The following is a 13,663-nucleotide window of genomic DNA, read 5'->3' as shown; positions in this document are numbered from 1 at the left end:
ACGTGAATATATGGACGATATGCAAGTCTATATTGCGAATTTAGGCAAATACAATGAGGGCGAATTGGTCGGTGCGTGGTTTACCTTTCCCATTGACTTTGAGGAAGTCAAAGAGAAAATCGGCTTGAATGATGAATATGAGGAATACGCCATTCATGACTACGAGTTACCCTTTACGGTTGACGAATACACTTCCATTGGCGAACTCAATCGACTATGGGAAATGGTATCGGAATTACCCGAAGAATTACAATCGGAGCTATCTGCTCTGCTCACTCATTTTTCAAGCATTGAAGAACTAAGCGAACATCAAGAGGATATTATCATTCATTCCGATTGTGATGATATGTATGACGTGGCACGCTACTACATTGAAGAAACGGGTGCTTTAGGCGAAGTACCAGCTAGTCTTCAAAACTATATTGATTATCAAGCCTATGGTCGGGATTTAGACCTTTCAGGAACGTTTATCTCAACCAATCATGGGATTTTTGAAATCGTCTATTAAATCTGTCGGTACATTACTACTGGCAGATTTTCTATTTTACGGGGTGGCTCAATCAGCTACCCCTATTTTTTATGAAAGGATTGATTACATGAAGAAAATACGAAGCTATACCAGTATCTGGTCTGTGGAAAAGGTACTGTATTCTATCAATGATTTTAGACTTCCGTTTCCCATAACCTTTACGCAAATGACATGGTTTGTCGTGTCACTCTTTGCAGTGATGATACTTGGCAACTTGCCCCCTCTTTCCATGATAGAGGGAGCATTTCTCAAATACTTTGGGATTCCTGTGGCTTTCACATGGTTTATGTCTACAAAAACTTTTGATGGTAAAAAGCCTTATGGATTTTTGAAGTCTGTCATTGCTTATGCACTGCGACCAAAGCTGACCTATGCAGGAAAAAAAGTAACGCTTGGCAGAAACCAGCCACAAGAAGCCATTACAGCAGTTAGGAGTGAATTTTATGGCATATCCAATTAAATACATTGAAAACAATCTCGTCTGGAATAAAGACGGGGAATGTTATGCTTACTATGAGCTTGTTCCTTACAATTACTCATTTCTAAGTCCAGAACAGAAAATACAAGTGCATGATTCTTTCAGACAGCTTATCGCACAAAATCGTGATGGCAAAATTCATGCTTTACAAATCAGTACAGAATCCAGCATACGTTCTGCACAAGAGCGTTCCAAAAATGAAGTCACTGGCAAGCTCAAAGCGGTTGCCTATGACAAAATCGACCAACAGACAGACGCTTTAATATCCATGATTGGCGAAAATCAAGTGAACTACCGTTTCTTTATCGGCTTTAAGTTGCTTCTCAACGATCAGGAGTTTTCTATGAAAAGTCTTACCGTTGAAGCAAAAAATGCTTTGTCTGATTTTGTCTATGATGTGAACCATAAGCTGATGGGCGATTTTGTTAGTATGAGTAATGATGAAATCCTGCGTTTTCAGAAGATGGAAAAGCTCTTAGAAAATAAAATCTCTCGTCGTTTCAAAATCCGCAGGTTAGATAAGGACGACTTCGGCTATCTGATTGAACACCTTTACGGACAGACAGGCACTGCCTATGAAGAGTATGAGTACCATCTATCAAAGAAAAAGCTGGATAATGAAACGCTGATTAAATACTATGACTTGATTAAGCCTACTCGCTGTTTGGTGGAAGAAAAACAGCGATATTTGAAAATCCAGCAGGAAGATGAAACCGTCTATGTAGCTTACTTTACCATTAACAGCATTGTCGGAGAACTGGACTTCCCGTCCTCTGAAATCTTCTACTACCAGCAACAGCAATTTACATTCCCGATTGATACGTCAATGAATGTGGAAATTGTAGCGAATCGTAAAGCCCTATCTACTGTCCGCAATAAAAAGAAAGAACTGAAAGACTTGGATAACCACGCTTGGCAAAGTGATAATGAAACCAGCTCCAATGTGGCGGAAGCTCTGGAAAGTGTGAATGAGCTGGAAACCAATTTAGATCAAAGCAAGGAATCTATGTACAAGCTGTCTTATGTGGTAAGGGTATCAGCAAATGATCTTGACGAACTCAAACGTCGTTGTAATGAAGTGAAAGATTTTTATGACGATTTAAGCGTAAAACTGGTACGACCATTTGGGGATATGCTCGGCTTACATGAAGAATTTTTACCTGCCAGCAAGCGTTATATGAATGATTATATTCAATACGTGACCTCTGATTTCCTCGCTGGTTTAGGTTTTGGTGCTACTCAAATGCTGGGGGAAAATGAGGGGATTTATGTTGGCTACAGCTTAGATACTGGACGCAATGTCTATCTGAAACCTGCTCTTGCCAGTCAAGGGGTTAAGGGTTCAGTAACCAATGCGTTAGCGTCGGCTTTTGTTGGTTCGCTGGGTGGTGGTAAATCCTTTGCGAATAACCTTATCGTCTATTATGCGGTGCTTTATGGGGCACAAGCAGTGATTGTAGACCCAAAAGCAGAACGTGGCAGATGGAAAGAAACCTTGCCAGAGATTTCCCATGAAATCAATATCGTCACTCTGACTTCTGATGAGAAAAACAAAGGCTTACTTGACCCTTATGTGATTATGAAAAATCCCAAAGATTCTGAATCACTGGCTATTGATATTCTGACATTCCTTACGGGGATTTCCTCTCGTGATGGGGAACGCTTCCCAATCCTTAGAAAAGCCATTCGTGCAGTAACCAATAGTGAAGTACGAGGGTTGATGAAAGTGATTGAGGAATTACGGGTTGAGAATACGCCACTAAGTACCAGTATAGCCGACCATATCGAAAGTTTTACAGACTATGACTTTGCACATTTATTATTCAGTAATGGTTATGTGGAGCAGTCTATCAGCTTAGAAAAACAACTGAACATTATACAGGTTGCGGACTTGGTACTTCCCGACAAGGAAACTTCCTTTGAGGAATATACCACTATGGAGCTTTTATCCGTTGCTATGCTGATTGTCATTAGTACCTTTGCTTTAGACTTTATCCATACAGACCGAAGCATTTTCAAGATTGTAGATTTAGACGAAGCATGGAGCTTTTTACAGGTAGCACAAGGAAAAACACTATCTATGAAGCTGGTTCGGGCTGGTCGTGCTATGAACGCTGGGGTATATTTCGTGACCCAAAATACAGACGACCTCTTAGATGAAAAACTGAAAAATAACCTCGGCTTAAAATTTGCATTTCGTTCCACTGACCTTAACGAGATTAAAAAGACCTTAGCCTTTTTTGGTGTAGACCCAGAGGACGAAAACAATCAGAAGCGATTGCGTGATTTGGAAAACGGGCAATGCCTTATCAGTGATTTATATGGTCGTGTCGGTGTGATACAGTTCCACCCTGTATTTGAAGAACTGCTCCATGCCTTTGATACCAGACCACCTGTGCGAAAAGAGGTGTAAATGTGAAACCATCAATAGTAAACAGAATAAAATCAAACTGGACGCTGAAACGTCTAGGTAAAGTGGCAATGACAGTGGCTTTCACACTTGTGATTGCCATTTTTCTTTTAGCCATGCTGGGAACGGTGGTTCAAGCTGCGGGCTTGGTAGATGATACGGTCAATGTGGCAAATGAATACAGCCGATACCCACTTGAAAACTATCAACTGGATTTTTATGTGGATAATAGCTGGGGCTGGCTTCCGTGGAACTGGTCGGACGGGATTGGAAAACAGGTCATGTATGGACTATATGCCATTACCAATTTTATTTGGACAATCAGTTTGTATGTTTCCAATGCGACAGGTTACTTAGTACAGGAAGCCTATTCCTTAGACTTCATTTCCGCTACAGCAGATTCCATTGGTAAGAATATGCAGACCTTAGCTGGTGTGAGTGCAAACGGATTTTCAACAGAGGGTTTCTATGTTGGATTCCTCTTACTCTTGATTTTGGTTCTTGGGGTTTATGTTGCCTATACGGGACTGATAAAGAGAGAAACCACAAAGGCAATTCATGCCATTATGAATTTTGTGCTGGTGTTTATCCTATCGGCTTCCTTTATTGCCTACGCTCCCGACTACATTAAAAAAATCAATGACTTTTCATCAGACATCAGTAATGCCAGTTTATCACTTGGCACGAAGATTGTCATGCCCCATTCCGATAGTCAAGGCAAGGACAGCGTGGACTTAATCAGAGATAGCCTGTTTTCCATACAGGTTCAGCAACCGTGGCTACTGCTTCAATACAACAGTTCAGACATTGAAAGTATCGGTATTGACCGTGTGGAAAGCCTGCTCTCCACCAGCCCAGATTCCAACAATGGCGAAGACAGAGAAAAAATTGTTGCGGAAGAAATTGAAGACAGAAGCAATACCAATCTAACCATTACAAAGACCATTAACCGTTTAGGTACAGTCTTCTTCCTATTTGTCTTCAATATTGGGATTTCCATATTTGTATTCCTATTAACAGGAATCATGATTTTCTCGCAGGTACTTTTTATCATCTATGCTATGTTTCTGCCTGTGAGCTTTATTTTAAGCATGATTCCATCATTTGATGGTATGTCAAAACGAGCCATAACAAAGCTCTTTAATACCATTTTGACACGAGCTGGAATCACATTGATTATTACGACAGCATTTAGTATTTCAACCATGCTCTATACCTTATCGGCTGGTTATCCGTTCTTTTTGATTGCTTTTCTACAGATTGTGACCTTTGCAGGAATCTACTTCAAGCTGGGCGATTTAATGAGTATGTTTTCTCTACAGAGTAACGATTCTCAAAGTGTGGGAAGTCGTGTGATGAGAAAACCTCGTATGCTTATGCACGCTCACATGCACCGTCTACAGCGGAAACTTGGACGTTCCATGACTACTCTAGGGGCTGGGTCTGCCATTGTTACAGGTAAAAAAGGACAGTCGGGTTCGGGGAGTTCTGCAAGGACACAAGCAGATCACTCCCGACCAGACGGAAAGGAAAAATCAACACTTGGAAAACGTATCGGTCAAACCATCGGTACAGTAGCTGATACCAAAGACAGAATGGTAGACACTGCTAGTGGTTTGAAAGAACAGGTTAAAGATTTGCCGACCAATGCAAGATATGCAGTATATCAAGGAAAATCCAAAGTAAAAGAGAATGTCCGTGATTTAACCAGTAGTATTTCTCAAACCAAAGCGGACAGAGCCAGTGGACGCAAGGAACAGCAGGAACAAAGGCGAAAAACCATTGCGAAGCGTCGCTCTGAAATGGAACAGGTCAAACAGAAAAAACAGCCTGCTTCTTCTGTTCATGAAAGACCGACTACAAGACAAGAACAATATCATGATGAACAGACCTCAAAACAGTCTAATATTCAGACTTCATATAAGGAATCTCAACAAGCCAAACAAGAGCGTCCAGCAGTTAAGTCCGATTTTTCAAGTCCAAAAGTGGAACGCCAAGGCAATACCGTTCAAGAAAAAACCGTTCAAAAGCCAGCAACTTCAACCACTACAGCAGATAGAACTTCACAACGTCCAATCACAAAAGAACGTCCGTCTACTGTTCAAAGAGTACCACTACAAAATACAAGAAGTAGACCACCAATCAAAACCGCCACCATTAAGAAAGTCGGTAAGAAACCATGAAGTTGAAAACTTTAGTGATTGGTGGTTCTGGATTATTCTTGATGGTCTTCTCACTGCTTCTGTTTGTTGCCATTTTATTTTCAGATGAACAGGACAGCGGAATTTCCAATATTCATTATGGAGGTGTGAATGTTTCCGCAGAAGTGCTGGCTCATAAGCCTATGGTAGAAAAATATGCCAAAGAATATGGCGTTGAAGAATATGTCAACATACTTCTTGCGATTATACAGGTGGAATCGGGCGGTACTGCGGAAGATGTTATGCAGTCCTCGGAATCCCTCGGTCTTCCACCTAATTCATTGAGTACAGAAGAATCCATTAAGCAAGGTGTGAAGTATTTCAGTGAATTATTAGCCAGTAGCGAAAGGCTCAGTGTAGATTTAGAATCGGTTATCCAGTCCTACAATTATGGTGGTGGTTTCTTAGGGTATGTGGCTAATCGTGGAAATAAATATACCTTTGAACTGGCTCAAAGTTTCTCAAAAGAGTATTCAGGTGGCGAAAAAGTGTCTTACCCCAATCCCATAGCCATACCTATCAATGGGGGCTGGCGATACAACTATGGCAATATGTTTTATGTGCAACTGGTAACGCAGTATCTTGTCACAACAGAGTTTGATGATGATACGGTACAAGCCATCATGGACGAAGCACTGAAATATGAGGGCTGGCGATACGTTTACGGTGGAGCTTCCCCGACTACTTCTTTTGATTGTAGCGGACTGACACAATGGACGTATGGAAAAGCTGGAATTAACTTACCACGAACCGCACAACAGCAATATGATGTGACCCAGCATATCCCACTATCGGAAGCACAAGCTGGCGATTTGGTTTTCTTTCATTCTACCTATAACGCTGGCTCTTATATTACTCATGTTGGGATATACCTTGGCAATAACCGTATGTTTCATGCAGGCGACCCAATCGGTTATGCCGACTTAACAAGCCCCTACTGGCAACAGCATTTAGTGGGAGCAGGACGAATCAAACAATGAGAAAGGAAGATTTAATGATGAAATTTAGAAAAAATCAGAATAAAGAAAAACAGATACCAAAGGAAAAGAAACCTCGTGTCTACTATAAGGTCAATCCTCATAAAAAGGTTGTGATTGCCTTGTGGGTACTTTTAGGGCTTAGTTTCAGCTTTGCGATATTCAAGCACTTTACAGCTATAGATACTCATACTATTCACGAAACAACTATCATAGAAAAGGAATACGTTGATACTCATCATGTAGAAAATTTTGTAGAGAACTTTGCGAAAGTCTACTATTCATGGGAGCAATCCGATAAGTCCATTGATAATCGAATGGAAAGTCTAAAAGGCTATCTGACAGATGAACTTCAAGCTCTCAATGTTGATACAGTACGCAAAGATATTCCTGTATCGTCTTCTGTAAGAGGATTTCAGATATGGACGGTAGAGCCAACTGGCGACAATGAGTTTAATGTAACCTACAGTGTAGACCAGCTCATTACAGAGGGAGAAAATACAAAGACCGTCCACTCTGCTTATATAGTGAGTGTCTATGTAGATGGTTCTGGAAATATGGTACTGGTTAAGAATCCGACCATTACCAACATACCTAAGAAATCAAGTTATAAACCAAAAGCCATTGAAAGTGAGGGGACGGTTGATTCCATTACAACCAATGAAATCAATGAGTTTTTAACGACGTTCTTCAAGCTCTATCCTACAGCGACAGCCAGTGAACTTTCCTACTATGTGAATGACGGGATATTAAAACCAATCGGAAAAGAGTACATCTTTCAAGAACTGGTAAATCCTATTCACAATCGTAAGGATAATCAAGTCACGGTATCGCTGACAGTGGAGTATATCGACCAGCAGACCAAAGCAACGCAGGTATCTCAATTTGATTTGGTACTTGAAAAGAACGGGAGTAATTGGAAGATTATAGAATAACAAATATTGGTACATTATTACAGCTATTTTGTAATCACGTACTCTCTTTGATAAAAAATTGGAGATTCCTTTACAAATATGCTCTTACGTGCTATTATTTAAGTATCTATTTAAAAGGAGTTAATAAATATGCGGCAAGGTATTCTTAAATAAACTGTCAATTTGATAGTGGGAACAAATAATTGGATGTCCTTTTTTAGGAGGGCTTAGTTTTTTGTACCCAGTTTAAGAATACCTTTATCATGTGATTCTAAAGTATCCGGAGAATATCTGTATGCTTTGTATGCCTATGGTTATGCATAAAAATCCCAGTGATAAGAGTATTTATCACTGGGATTTTTATGCCCTTTTGGGCTTTTGAATGGAGGAAAATCACATGAAAATTATTAATATTGGAGTTTTAGCTCATGTTGATGCGGGAAAAACTACCTTAACAGAAAGCTTATTATATAACAGTGGAGCGATTACAGAATTAGGAAGCGTGGACAGAGGTACAACGAAAACGGATAATACGCTTTTAGAACGTCAGAGAGGAATTACAATTCAGACGGCGATAACCTCTTTTCAGTGGAAAAATACTAAGGTGAACATCATAGACACGCCAGGACATATGGATTTTTTAGCAGAAGTATATCGTTCATTATCAGTATTAGATGGGGCAATTCTACTGATTTCTGCAAAAGATGGCGTACAAGCACAAACTCGTATATTGTTTCATGCACTTAGGAAAATAGGTATTCCCACAATCTTTTTTATCAATAAGATTGACCAAAATGGAATTGATTTATCAACGGTTTATCAGGATATTAAAGAGAAACTTTCTGCGGAAATTGTAATCAAACAGAAGGTAGAACTGCATCCTAATATGCGTGTAATGAACTTTACCGAATCTGAACAATGGGATATGGTAATAGAAGGAAATGATTACCTTTTGGAGAAATATACGTCTGGGAAATTATTGGAAGCATTAGAACTCGAACAAGAGGAAAGCATAAGATTTCATAATTGTTCCCTGTTCCCTGTTTATCACGGAAGTGCAAAAAACAATATAGGGATTGATAACCTTATAGAAGTGATTACGAATAAATTTTATTCATCAACACATCGAGGTCAGTCTGAACTTTGCGGAAAAGTTTTCAAAATTGAGTATTCGGAAAAAAGACAGCGTCTTGCATATATACGTCTTTATAGTGGCGTACTGCATTTGCGAGATTCGGTTAGAATATCGGAAAAGGAAAAAATAAAAATTACAGAAATGTATACTTCAATAAATGGTGAATTATGTAAAATCGATAAGGCTTATTCCGGGGAAATTGTTATTTTGCAGAATGAGTTTTTGAAGTTAAATAGTGTTCTTGGAGATACAAAGCTATTGCCACAGAGAGAGAGAATTGAAAATCCCCTCCCTCTGCTGCAAACGACTGTTGAACCGAGCAAACCTCAACAAAGGGAAATGTTACTTGATGCACTTTTAGAAATCTCCGACAGTGACCCGCTTCTGCGATATTATGTGGATTCTGCGACACATGAAATCATACTTTCTTTCTTAGGGAAAGTACAAATGGAAGTGACTTGTGCTCTGCTGCAAGAAAAGTATCATGTGGAGATAGAAATAAAAGAGCCTACAGTCATTTATATGGAAAGACCGTTAAAAAAAGCAGAGTATACCATTCACATCGAAGTTCCACCGAATCCTTTCTGGGCTTCCATTGGTCTATCTGTAGCACAGCTTCCATTAGGGAGCGGAGTACAGTATGAGAGCTCGGTTTCTCTTGGATACTTAAATCAATCGTTTCAAAATGCAGTTATGGAGGGGATACGCTATGGCTGTGAACAAGGATTGTATGGTTGGAATGTGACGGACTGTAAAATCTGTTTTAAGTATGGCTTATACTATAGCCCTGTTAGTACCCCAGCAGATTTTCGGATGCTTGCTCCTATTGTATTGGAACAAGTCTTAAAAAAAGCTGGAACAGAATTGTTAGAGCCATATCTTAGTTTTAAAATTTATGCGCCACAGGAATATCTTTCACGAGCATACAACGATGCTCCTAAATATTGTGCGAACATCGTAGACACTCAATTGAAAAATAATGAGGTCATTCTTAGTGGAGAAATCCCTGCTCGGTGTATTCAAGAATATCGTAGTGATTTAACTTCCTTTACAAATGGACGTAGTGTTTGTTTAACAGAGTTAAAAGGGTACCATGTTACTACCGGTGAACCTGTTTGCCAGCCCCGTCGTCCAAATAGTCGGATAGATAAAGTACGATATATGTTCAATAAAATAACTTAGTGTATTTTATGTTGTTATATAAATATGGTTTCTTGTTAAATAAGATGAAATATTTTTTAATAAAGATTTGAATTAAAGTGTAAAGGAGGAGATAGTTATTATAAACTACAAGTGGATATTGTGTCCTGTATGTGGAAATAAAACACGATTAAAGATAAGGGAAGATACTGAATTAAAAAAATTCCCCCTCTATTGTCCGAAATGCAGACAAGAAAATTTAATTGAAATAAAGCAGTTCAAAGTAACTGTGATTACAGAGCCAGACGCAAAGACGCAGAGCCGATAAAATGAGATTAATACAATCTCATTTTATCGGCTCTTTCCGTTATGTATGGATTCTTTTAATTAGTCTTCGATGTTTCTTGCTTCGTTGATACCGCTGGCTAAAGATTCCATTAAGGATAGTTCTTTGTCTGTAAAGCTATCCATGTATTTCTCTATCTGTAATCGTCGGGTGCTTTTTACCAAGTTATTAGCAGGTAAGAAAAATTCATCAACGGAAACATGAAGTAACGATACAAGGTCATAAAGAACTTGTATGCTGGGGTGTTGCCCTTTATTTTCAATATTAGTTAAGTACCGTGGGTCAATTTCAATCAATGCTCCCACTTGTTCACGAGTTAAACCTCGTTTCAATCGAGCTTCTTTAATGGCTAAACCAAAGGCTCTAAAATCATATTTATCTTCTTTTTTACGCATAGTAGACCACCTCTATACATTTTATTGTTCCTACTGAATTAAAAACAGGTATAGAAAAACGTGTTATATGGTTTATAGGTTTATATTTAATAAAAAGCACTACTAAACGCCAATAAAAAAAACCGTTATATGGTAGTGCTATTTACGCTGTTAAAATATTGTATATTACTTCCAAATGGCGGTTTGTTGGAGGTCAACGTCGCCATGAAGTACATCATATACAATAAATTTCCTTACATTGGGTTCTTGTCAAAAAAAGTCGTCTATCTGCAATAGATAAGTACGTCCACCAATGTGGTTTTATAAATCATATAGATAGAATAACAGAAGCATGTAAACAGAGAAATAAATCTGTTTATATGCTTTTTTGGCTATTCAGAACTTTTTTACAAAGTTTATTTATCAGTAATGCAACAAATCCCCCTTTCACATTGGGACTAAGAGTGAAAGGAGATAAACGAGCAAGGCTCACTTCCTTTCCTAGACAGAAAGGGGGTGAGAAACATGAAACCATCTTCTTTTCAGACCACAATAGAAAATCAGTTTGACTATATCTGTAAACGTGCTATGGAAGACGAGCGAAAGAATTATATGCTTTATCTTTCAAGGATTGCAAAGCGTGAGGTGTCCTTTTCGGATGTTGGCGATTATCTTGTTAGCCAGTTTGCGACAACAGATAACTATTCAACTGACTTTCAGATTTTTACACTCAATGGGTTATCAGTAGGCGTTGAAAATGATTTGTTGAGTGAAGCATTACGTGAGTTGCCAGACAAGAAACGTGAAATTCTACTGCTGTTTTACTTTATGGACATGAGCGATTCAGAAATTGCAGACCTGTTGAAATTGAACCGTTCTACTGTCTATCGGCATAGAACCAGTGGACTAGCCTTAATTAAAAAGTTTATGGAGGAATTTGAAGAATGAAAACACAATATCCTATGATTCCCTTTCCTCTCATTGTAAAGGCAACAGATGGCGATACCGAAGCGATTAACCAGATTCTACATCATTACAGAGGGTACATAACGAAGCGTTCCCTACGACTTATGAAAGATGAATATGGCAATCAAAGTATGGTCGTTGATGAAGTCTTACGTGGAAGAATGGAAACCAGACTGATTACAAAGATTTTGTCATTTGAAATTAAGTAATATCCTCTCTCCTTTCGTGGAAGCGTGCTAAACCATTCCACGCTTCCCGAACAGGGAGGTTTGTTATTCCACCAAAGCATATTGAGCTTTCAATGTGTTTTGATAGGCTAACGAGCCATTGTTCTTTGAAAACTGAATAAAAGTAATCGAATACGTTTCGATAAGAAAAGAGCCAACGGAACTAACCGCCATGACCTATCTTATAAAGATAGCGAGCGATTCATGTTAGTGATCCGAGAAGCAATCTTTAGCAGGATTGCCTGCAACGACATTCTTATCGTGATAATGATACTCCCATACAGTCAATAGTCCGAGCGTGATAAAACCGTCGCAGGCAATGAGTATGGCTACATGAGAACCATGCAGGGGTGGAACTCCCGTGAGCTTTGCTAAAGCTGTTCGATTGCTGGTAAAACAACTTTTATGAAATCCAAATAAGTGATTTGGAAAGGAGGATTTTATGAAGCAGACTGACATTCCTATTTGGGAACGTTATACCCTAACCATTGAAGAAGCGTCAAAATATTTTCGTATTGGCGAAAACAAGCTACGACGCTTGGCAGAGGAAAATAAAAATGCAAATTGGCTGATTATGAATGGCAATCGTATTCAGATTAAACGAAAACAATTTGAAAAAATTATAGATACATTGGACGCAATCTAGCGTCGCCAAAGGGTCTTGTATATGATAAAATAGTATTAAGTCGTATCAAGGCTCTTTCCATAAAGGAAAGGAGCAAATGCCATGTCAGAAAAAAGACGTGACAATAAAGGTCGAATCTTAAAGACTGGAGAGAGCCAACGAAAAGACGGAAGATACTTATACAAATATATAGATTCATTTGGAGAACCGCAATTTGTTTACTCGTGGAAACTTGTGGCTACAGACCGAGTACCAGCAGGAAAGCGTGATTGTATCTCACTTAGAGAGAAAATCGCAGAGTTACAGAAAGACATTCATGATGGTATTGATGTTGTAGGAAAGAAAATGACACTCTGCCAGCTTTACGCAAAACAGAACGCTCAAAGACCAAAGGTTAGAAAAAACACTGAAACTGGACGCAAATATCTTATGGATATTTTGAAGAAAGACAAGTTAGGTGTAAGAAGTATTGACAGTATTAAGCCATCAGACGCTAAAGAATGGGCTATTAGAATGAGTGAAAATGGTTATGCTTATCAAACCATCAATAACTACAAACGTTCTTTAAAGGCTTCATTCTATATTGCTATACAAGATGATTGTGTTCGGAAGAATCCATTTGACTTTCAACTGAAAGCAGTTCTTGATGATGATACTGTCCCTAAGACCGTACTAACAGAAGAACAGGAAGAAAAACTGTTAGCCTTTGCAAAAGCTGATAAAACCTACAGCAAAAATTATGATGAAATTCTGATACTCTTAAAAACAGGTCTTCGTATTTCAGAGTTTGGTGGTTTGACACTTCCAGATTTAGATTTTGAGAATCGTCTTGTCAATATAGACCATCAGCTATTGAGAGATACTGAAATTGGGTACTACATTGAAACACCAAAGACCAAAAGTGGCGAACGTCAAGTTCCTATGGTTGAAGAAGCCTATCAAGCATTTAAGCGAGTGTTAGCGAATCGAAAGAATGATAAGCGTGTTGAGATTGATGGATATAGTGATTTCCTCTTTCTTAATAGAAAGAACTATCCAAAAGTGGCAAGTGATTACAACGGCATGATGAAAGGTCTTGTTAAGAAATACAATAAGTATAACGAGGATAAATTGCCACACATCACTCCACATAGTTTGCGACATACATTCTGTACCAACTATGCAAATGCAGGAATGAATCCAAAGGCATTACAGTACATTATGGGACATGCTAATATAGCCATGACGCTGAACTATTACGCACATGCAACATTCGATTCTGCAATGGCAGAAATGAAACGCTTGAATAAAGAGAAGCAACAGGAGCGTCTTGTTGCTTAGTAGTACAAATGAATTTACTAC

14 protein-coding genes and 1 pseudogene are annotated in these 13,663 nt (G+C 38.8%); 13 read left to right on the top strand and 2 right to left on the bottom strand.

Going from position 1 to position 13,663, the window contains the following annotated elements:
* Positions 1 to 10 precede the first annotated feature (10 nt).
* From A6J68_RS02575 to A6J68_RS02535, 9 genes and pseudogenes are all read left to right on the top strand, one after another.
* Entirely contained in the window at positions 11 to 508 is a 498-nt protein-coding gene (locus A6J68_RS02575) for an antirestriction protein ArdA (protein WP_000342539.1), read from the top strand.
* Between the two features lie 88 nt (positions 509 to 596).
* A complete protein-coding gene (locus A6J68_RS02570) occupies positions 597 to 989 on the top strand; it encodes a conjugal transfer protein (protein WP_000723888.1) in 393 nt (130 codons plus the stop codon).
* Complete coding sequence (locus tag A6J68_RS02565) at positions 973 to 3,420, top strand: ATP-binding protein (protein WP_000331160.1); 2,448 nt, start codon at positions 973 to 975, stop codon at positions 3,418 to 3,420. The genes A6J68_RS02570 and A6J68_RS02565 overlap by 17 nt, the downstream gene beginning before the upstream one ends.
* A 2-nt stretch (positions 3,421 to 3,422) precedes the next feature.
* Positions 3,423 to 5,600: a CD3337/EF1877 family mobilome membrane protein gene (locus A6J68_RS02560; protein WP_000804748.1), complete on the top strand. Its 2,178-nt coding sequence runs from the start codon at positions 3,423 to 3,425 to the stop codon at positions 5,598 to 5,600.
* The gene (locus tag A6J68_RS02555) at positions 5,597 to 6,598 is read left to right on the top strand and encodes a lysozyme family protein (protein WP_000769868.1); all 1,002 of its coding nucleotides are present in this window, start codon (positions 5,597 to 5,599) and stop codon (positions 6,596 to 6,598) included. Before A6J68_RS02560 ends, A6J68_RS02555 begins: the two co-directional genes overlap by 4 nt.
* Positions 6,595 to 7,530 carry a conjugal transfer protein gene (locus A6J68_RS02550; RefSeq protein WP_001224320.1) on the top strand — a complete coding sequence of 312 codons (936 nt, stop codon included), beginning with the start codon at positions 6,595 to 6,597 and terminating at the stop codon, positions 7,528 to 7,530. The genes A6J68_RS02555 and A6J68_RS02550 overlap by 4 nt, the downstream gene beginning before the upstream one ends.
* 313 nt (positions 7,531 to 7,843) lie before the next feature.
* Positions 7,844 to 7,891 (top strand): annotated as a pseudogene (locus tag A6J68_RS11730) (hypothetical protein); the annotation flags it as partial.
* A 15-nt stretch (positions 7,892 to 7,906) separates the two neighbouring features.
* Positions 7,907 to 9,826 (top strand): tetracycline resistance ribosomal protection protein Tet(M), encoded by a 1,920-nt coding sequence (tet(M), locus tag A6J68_RS02540; RefSeq protein ID WP_000691753.1) that lies wholly within the window; start codon positions 7,907 to 7,909, stop codon positions 9,824 to 9,826.
* 118 nt (positions 9,827 to 9,944) lie between these two features.
* Positions 9,945 to 10,112 carry a cysteine-rich KTR domain-containing protein gene (locus A6J68_RS02535; RefSeq protein ID WP_000336323.1) on the top strand — a complete coding sequence of 56 codons (168 nt, stop codon included), beginning with the start codon at positions 9,945 to 9,947 and terminating at the stop codon, positions 10,110 to 10,112.
* Positions 10,113 to 10,171: 59 nt separating this feature from the next.
* Here A6J68_RS02535 and A6J68_RS02530 read toward each other — a convergent pair whose 3' ends face one another.
* Positions 10,172 to 10,525 carry a helix-turn-helix transcriptional regulator gene (locus A6J68_RS02530; protein ID WP_001227347.1) on the bottom strand — a complete coding sequence of 118 codons (354 nt, stop codon included), beginning with the start codon at positions 10,523 to 10,525 and terminating at the stop codon, positions 10,172 to 10,174.
* Positions 10,526 to 11,029: 504 nt separating this feature from the next.
* Between A6J68_RS02530 and A6J68_RS02520 the strand changes: the two genes are divergently transcribed.
* Together A6J68_RS02520 and A6J68_RS02515 are read left to right on the top strand one after the other, a co-directional pair.
* Entirely contained in the window at positions 11,030 to 11,452 is a 423-nt protein-coding gene (locus A6J68_RS02520; protein ID WP_000804885.1) for a sigma-70 family RNA polymerase sigma factor, read from the top strand.
* Positions 11,449 to 11,679 (top strand): helix-turn-helix domain-containing protein, encoded by a 231-nt coding sequence (locus A6J68_RS02515; protein ID WP_000857133.1) that lies wholly within the window; start codon positions 11,449 to 11,451, stop codon positions 11,677 to 11,679. The genes A6J68_RS02520 and A6J68_RS02515 overlap by 4 nt, the downstream gene beginning before the upstream one ends.
* 225 nt (positions 11,680 to 11,904) lie before the next feature.
* On the opposite strand, the gene A6J68_RS11555 is transcribed toward A6J68_RS02515, so the two are convergent.
* Positions 11,905 to 12,156 carry a hypothetical protein gene (locus A6J68_RS11555; RefSeq protein WP_001845478.1) on the bottom strand — a complete coding sequence of 84 codons (252 nt, stop codon included), beginning with the start codon at positions 12,154 to 12,156 and terminating at the stop codon, positions 11,905 to 11,907.
* On the opposite strand from A6J68_RS11555, the gene A6J68_RS02505 reads away from it, so the two are divergent.
* A complete protein-coding gene (locus A6J68_RS02505) occupies positions 12,140 to 12,343 on the top strand; it encodes an excisionase (RefSeq protein WP_000814511.1) in 204 nt (67 codons plus the stop codon). The two genes, A6J68_RS11555 and A6J68_RS02505, sit on opposite strands and share 17 nt — an antisense overlap.
* 81 nt (positions 12,344 to 12,424) lie before the next feature.
* The gene (locus A6J68_RS02500; RefSeq protein ID WP_001291561.1) at positions 12,425 to 13,642 is read left to right on the top strand and encodes a tyrosine-type recombinase/integrase; all 1,218 of its coding nucleotides are present in this window, start codon (positions 12,425 to 12,427) and stop codon (positions 13,640 to 13,642) included.
* Positions 13,643 to 13,663: the final 21 nt, after the last annotated feature.

The sequence above is a fragment of the Streptococcus sp. 'group B' genome (assembly GCF_002073795.1).
GTDB lineage: Bacteria > Bacillota > Bacilli > Lactobacillales > Streptococcaceae > Streptococcus > Streptococcus agalactiae.
The sequence above is the reverse complement of the archived record's forward strand: the minus strand, read 5'-3'. Positions and strand labels throughout refer to the sequence as shown.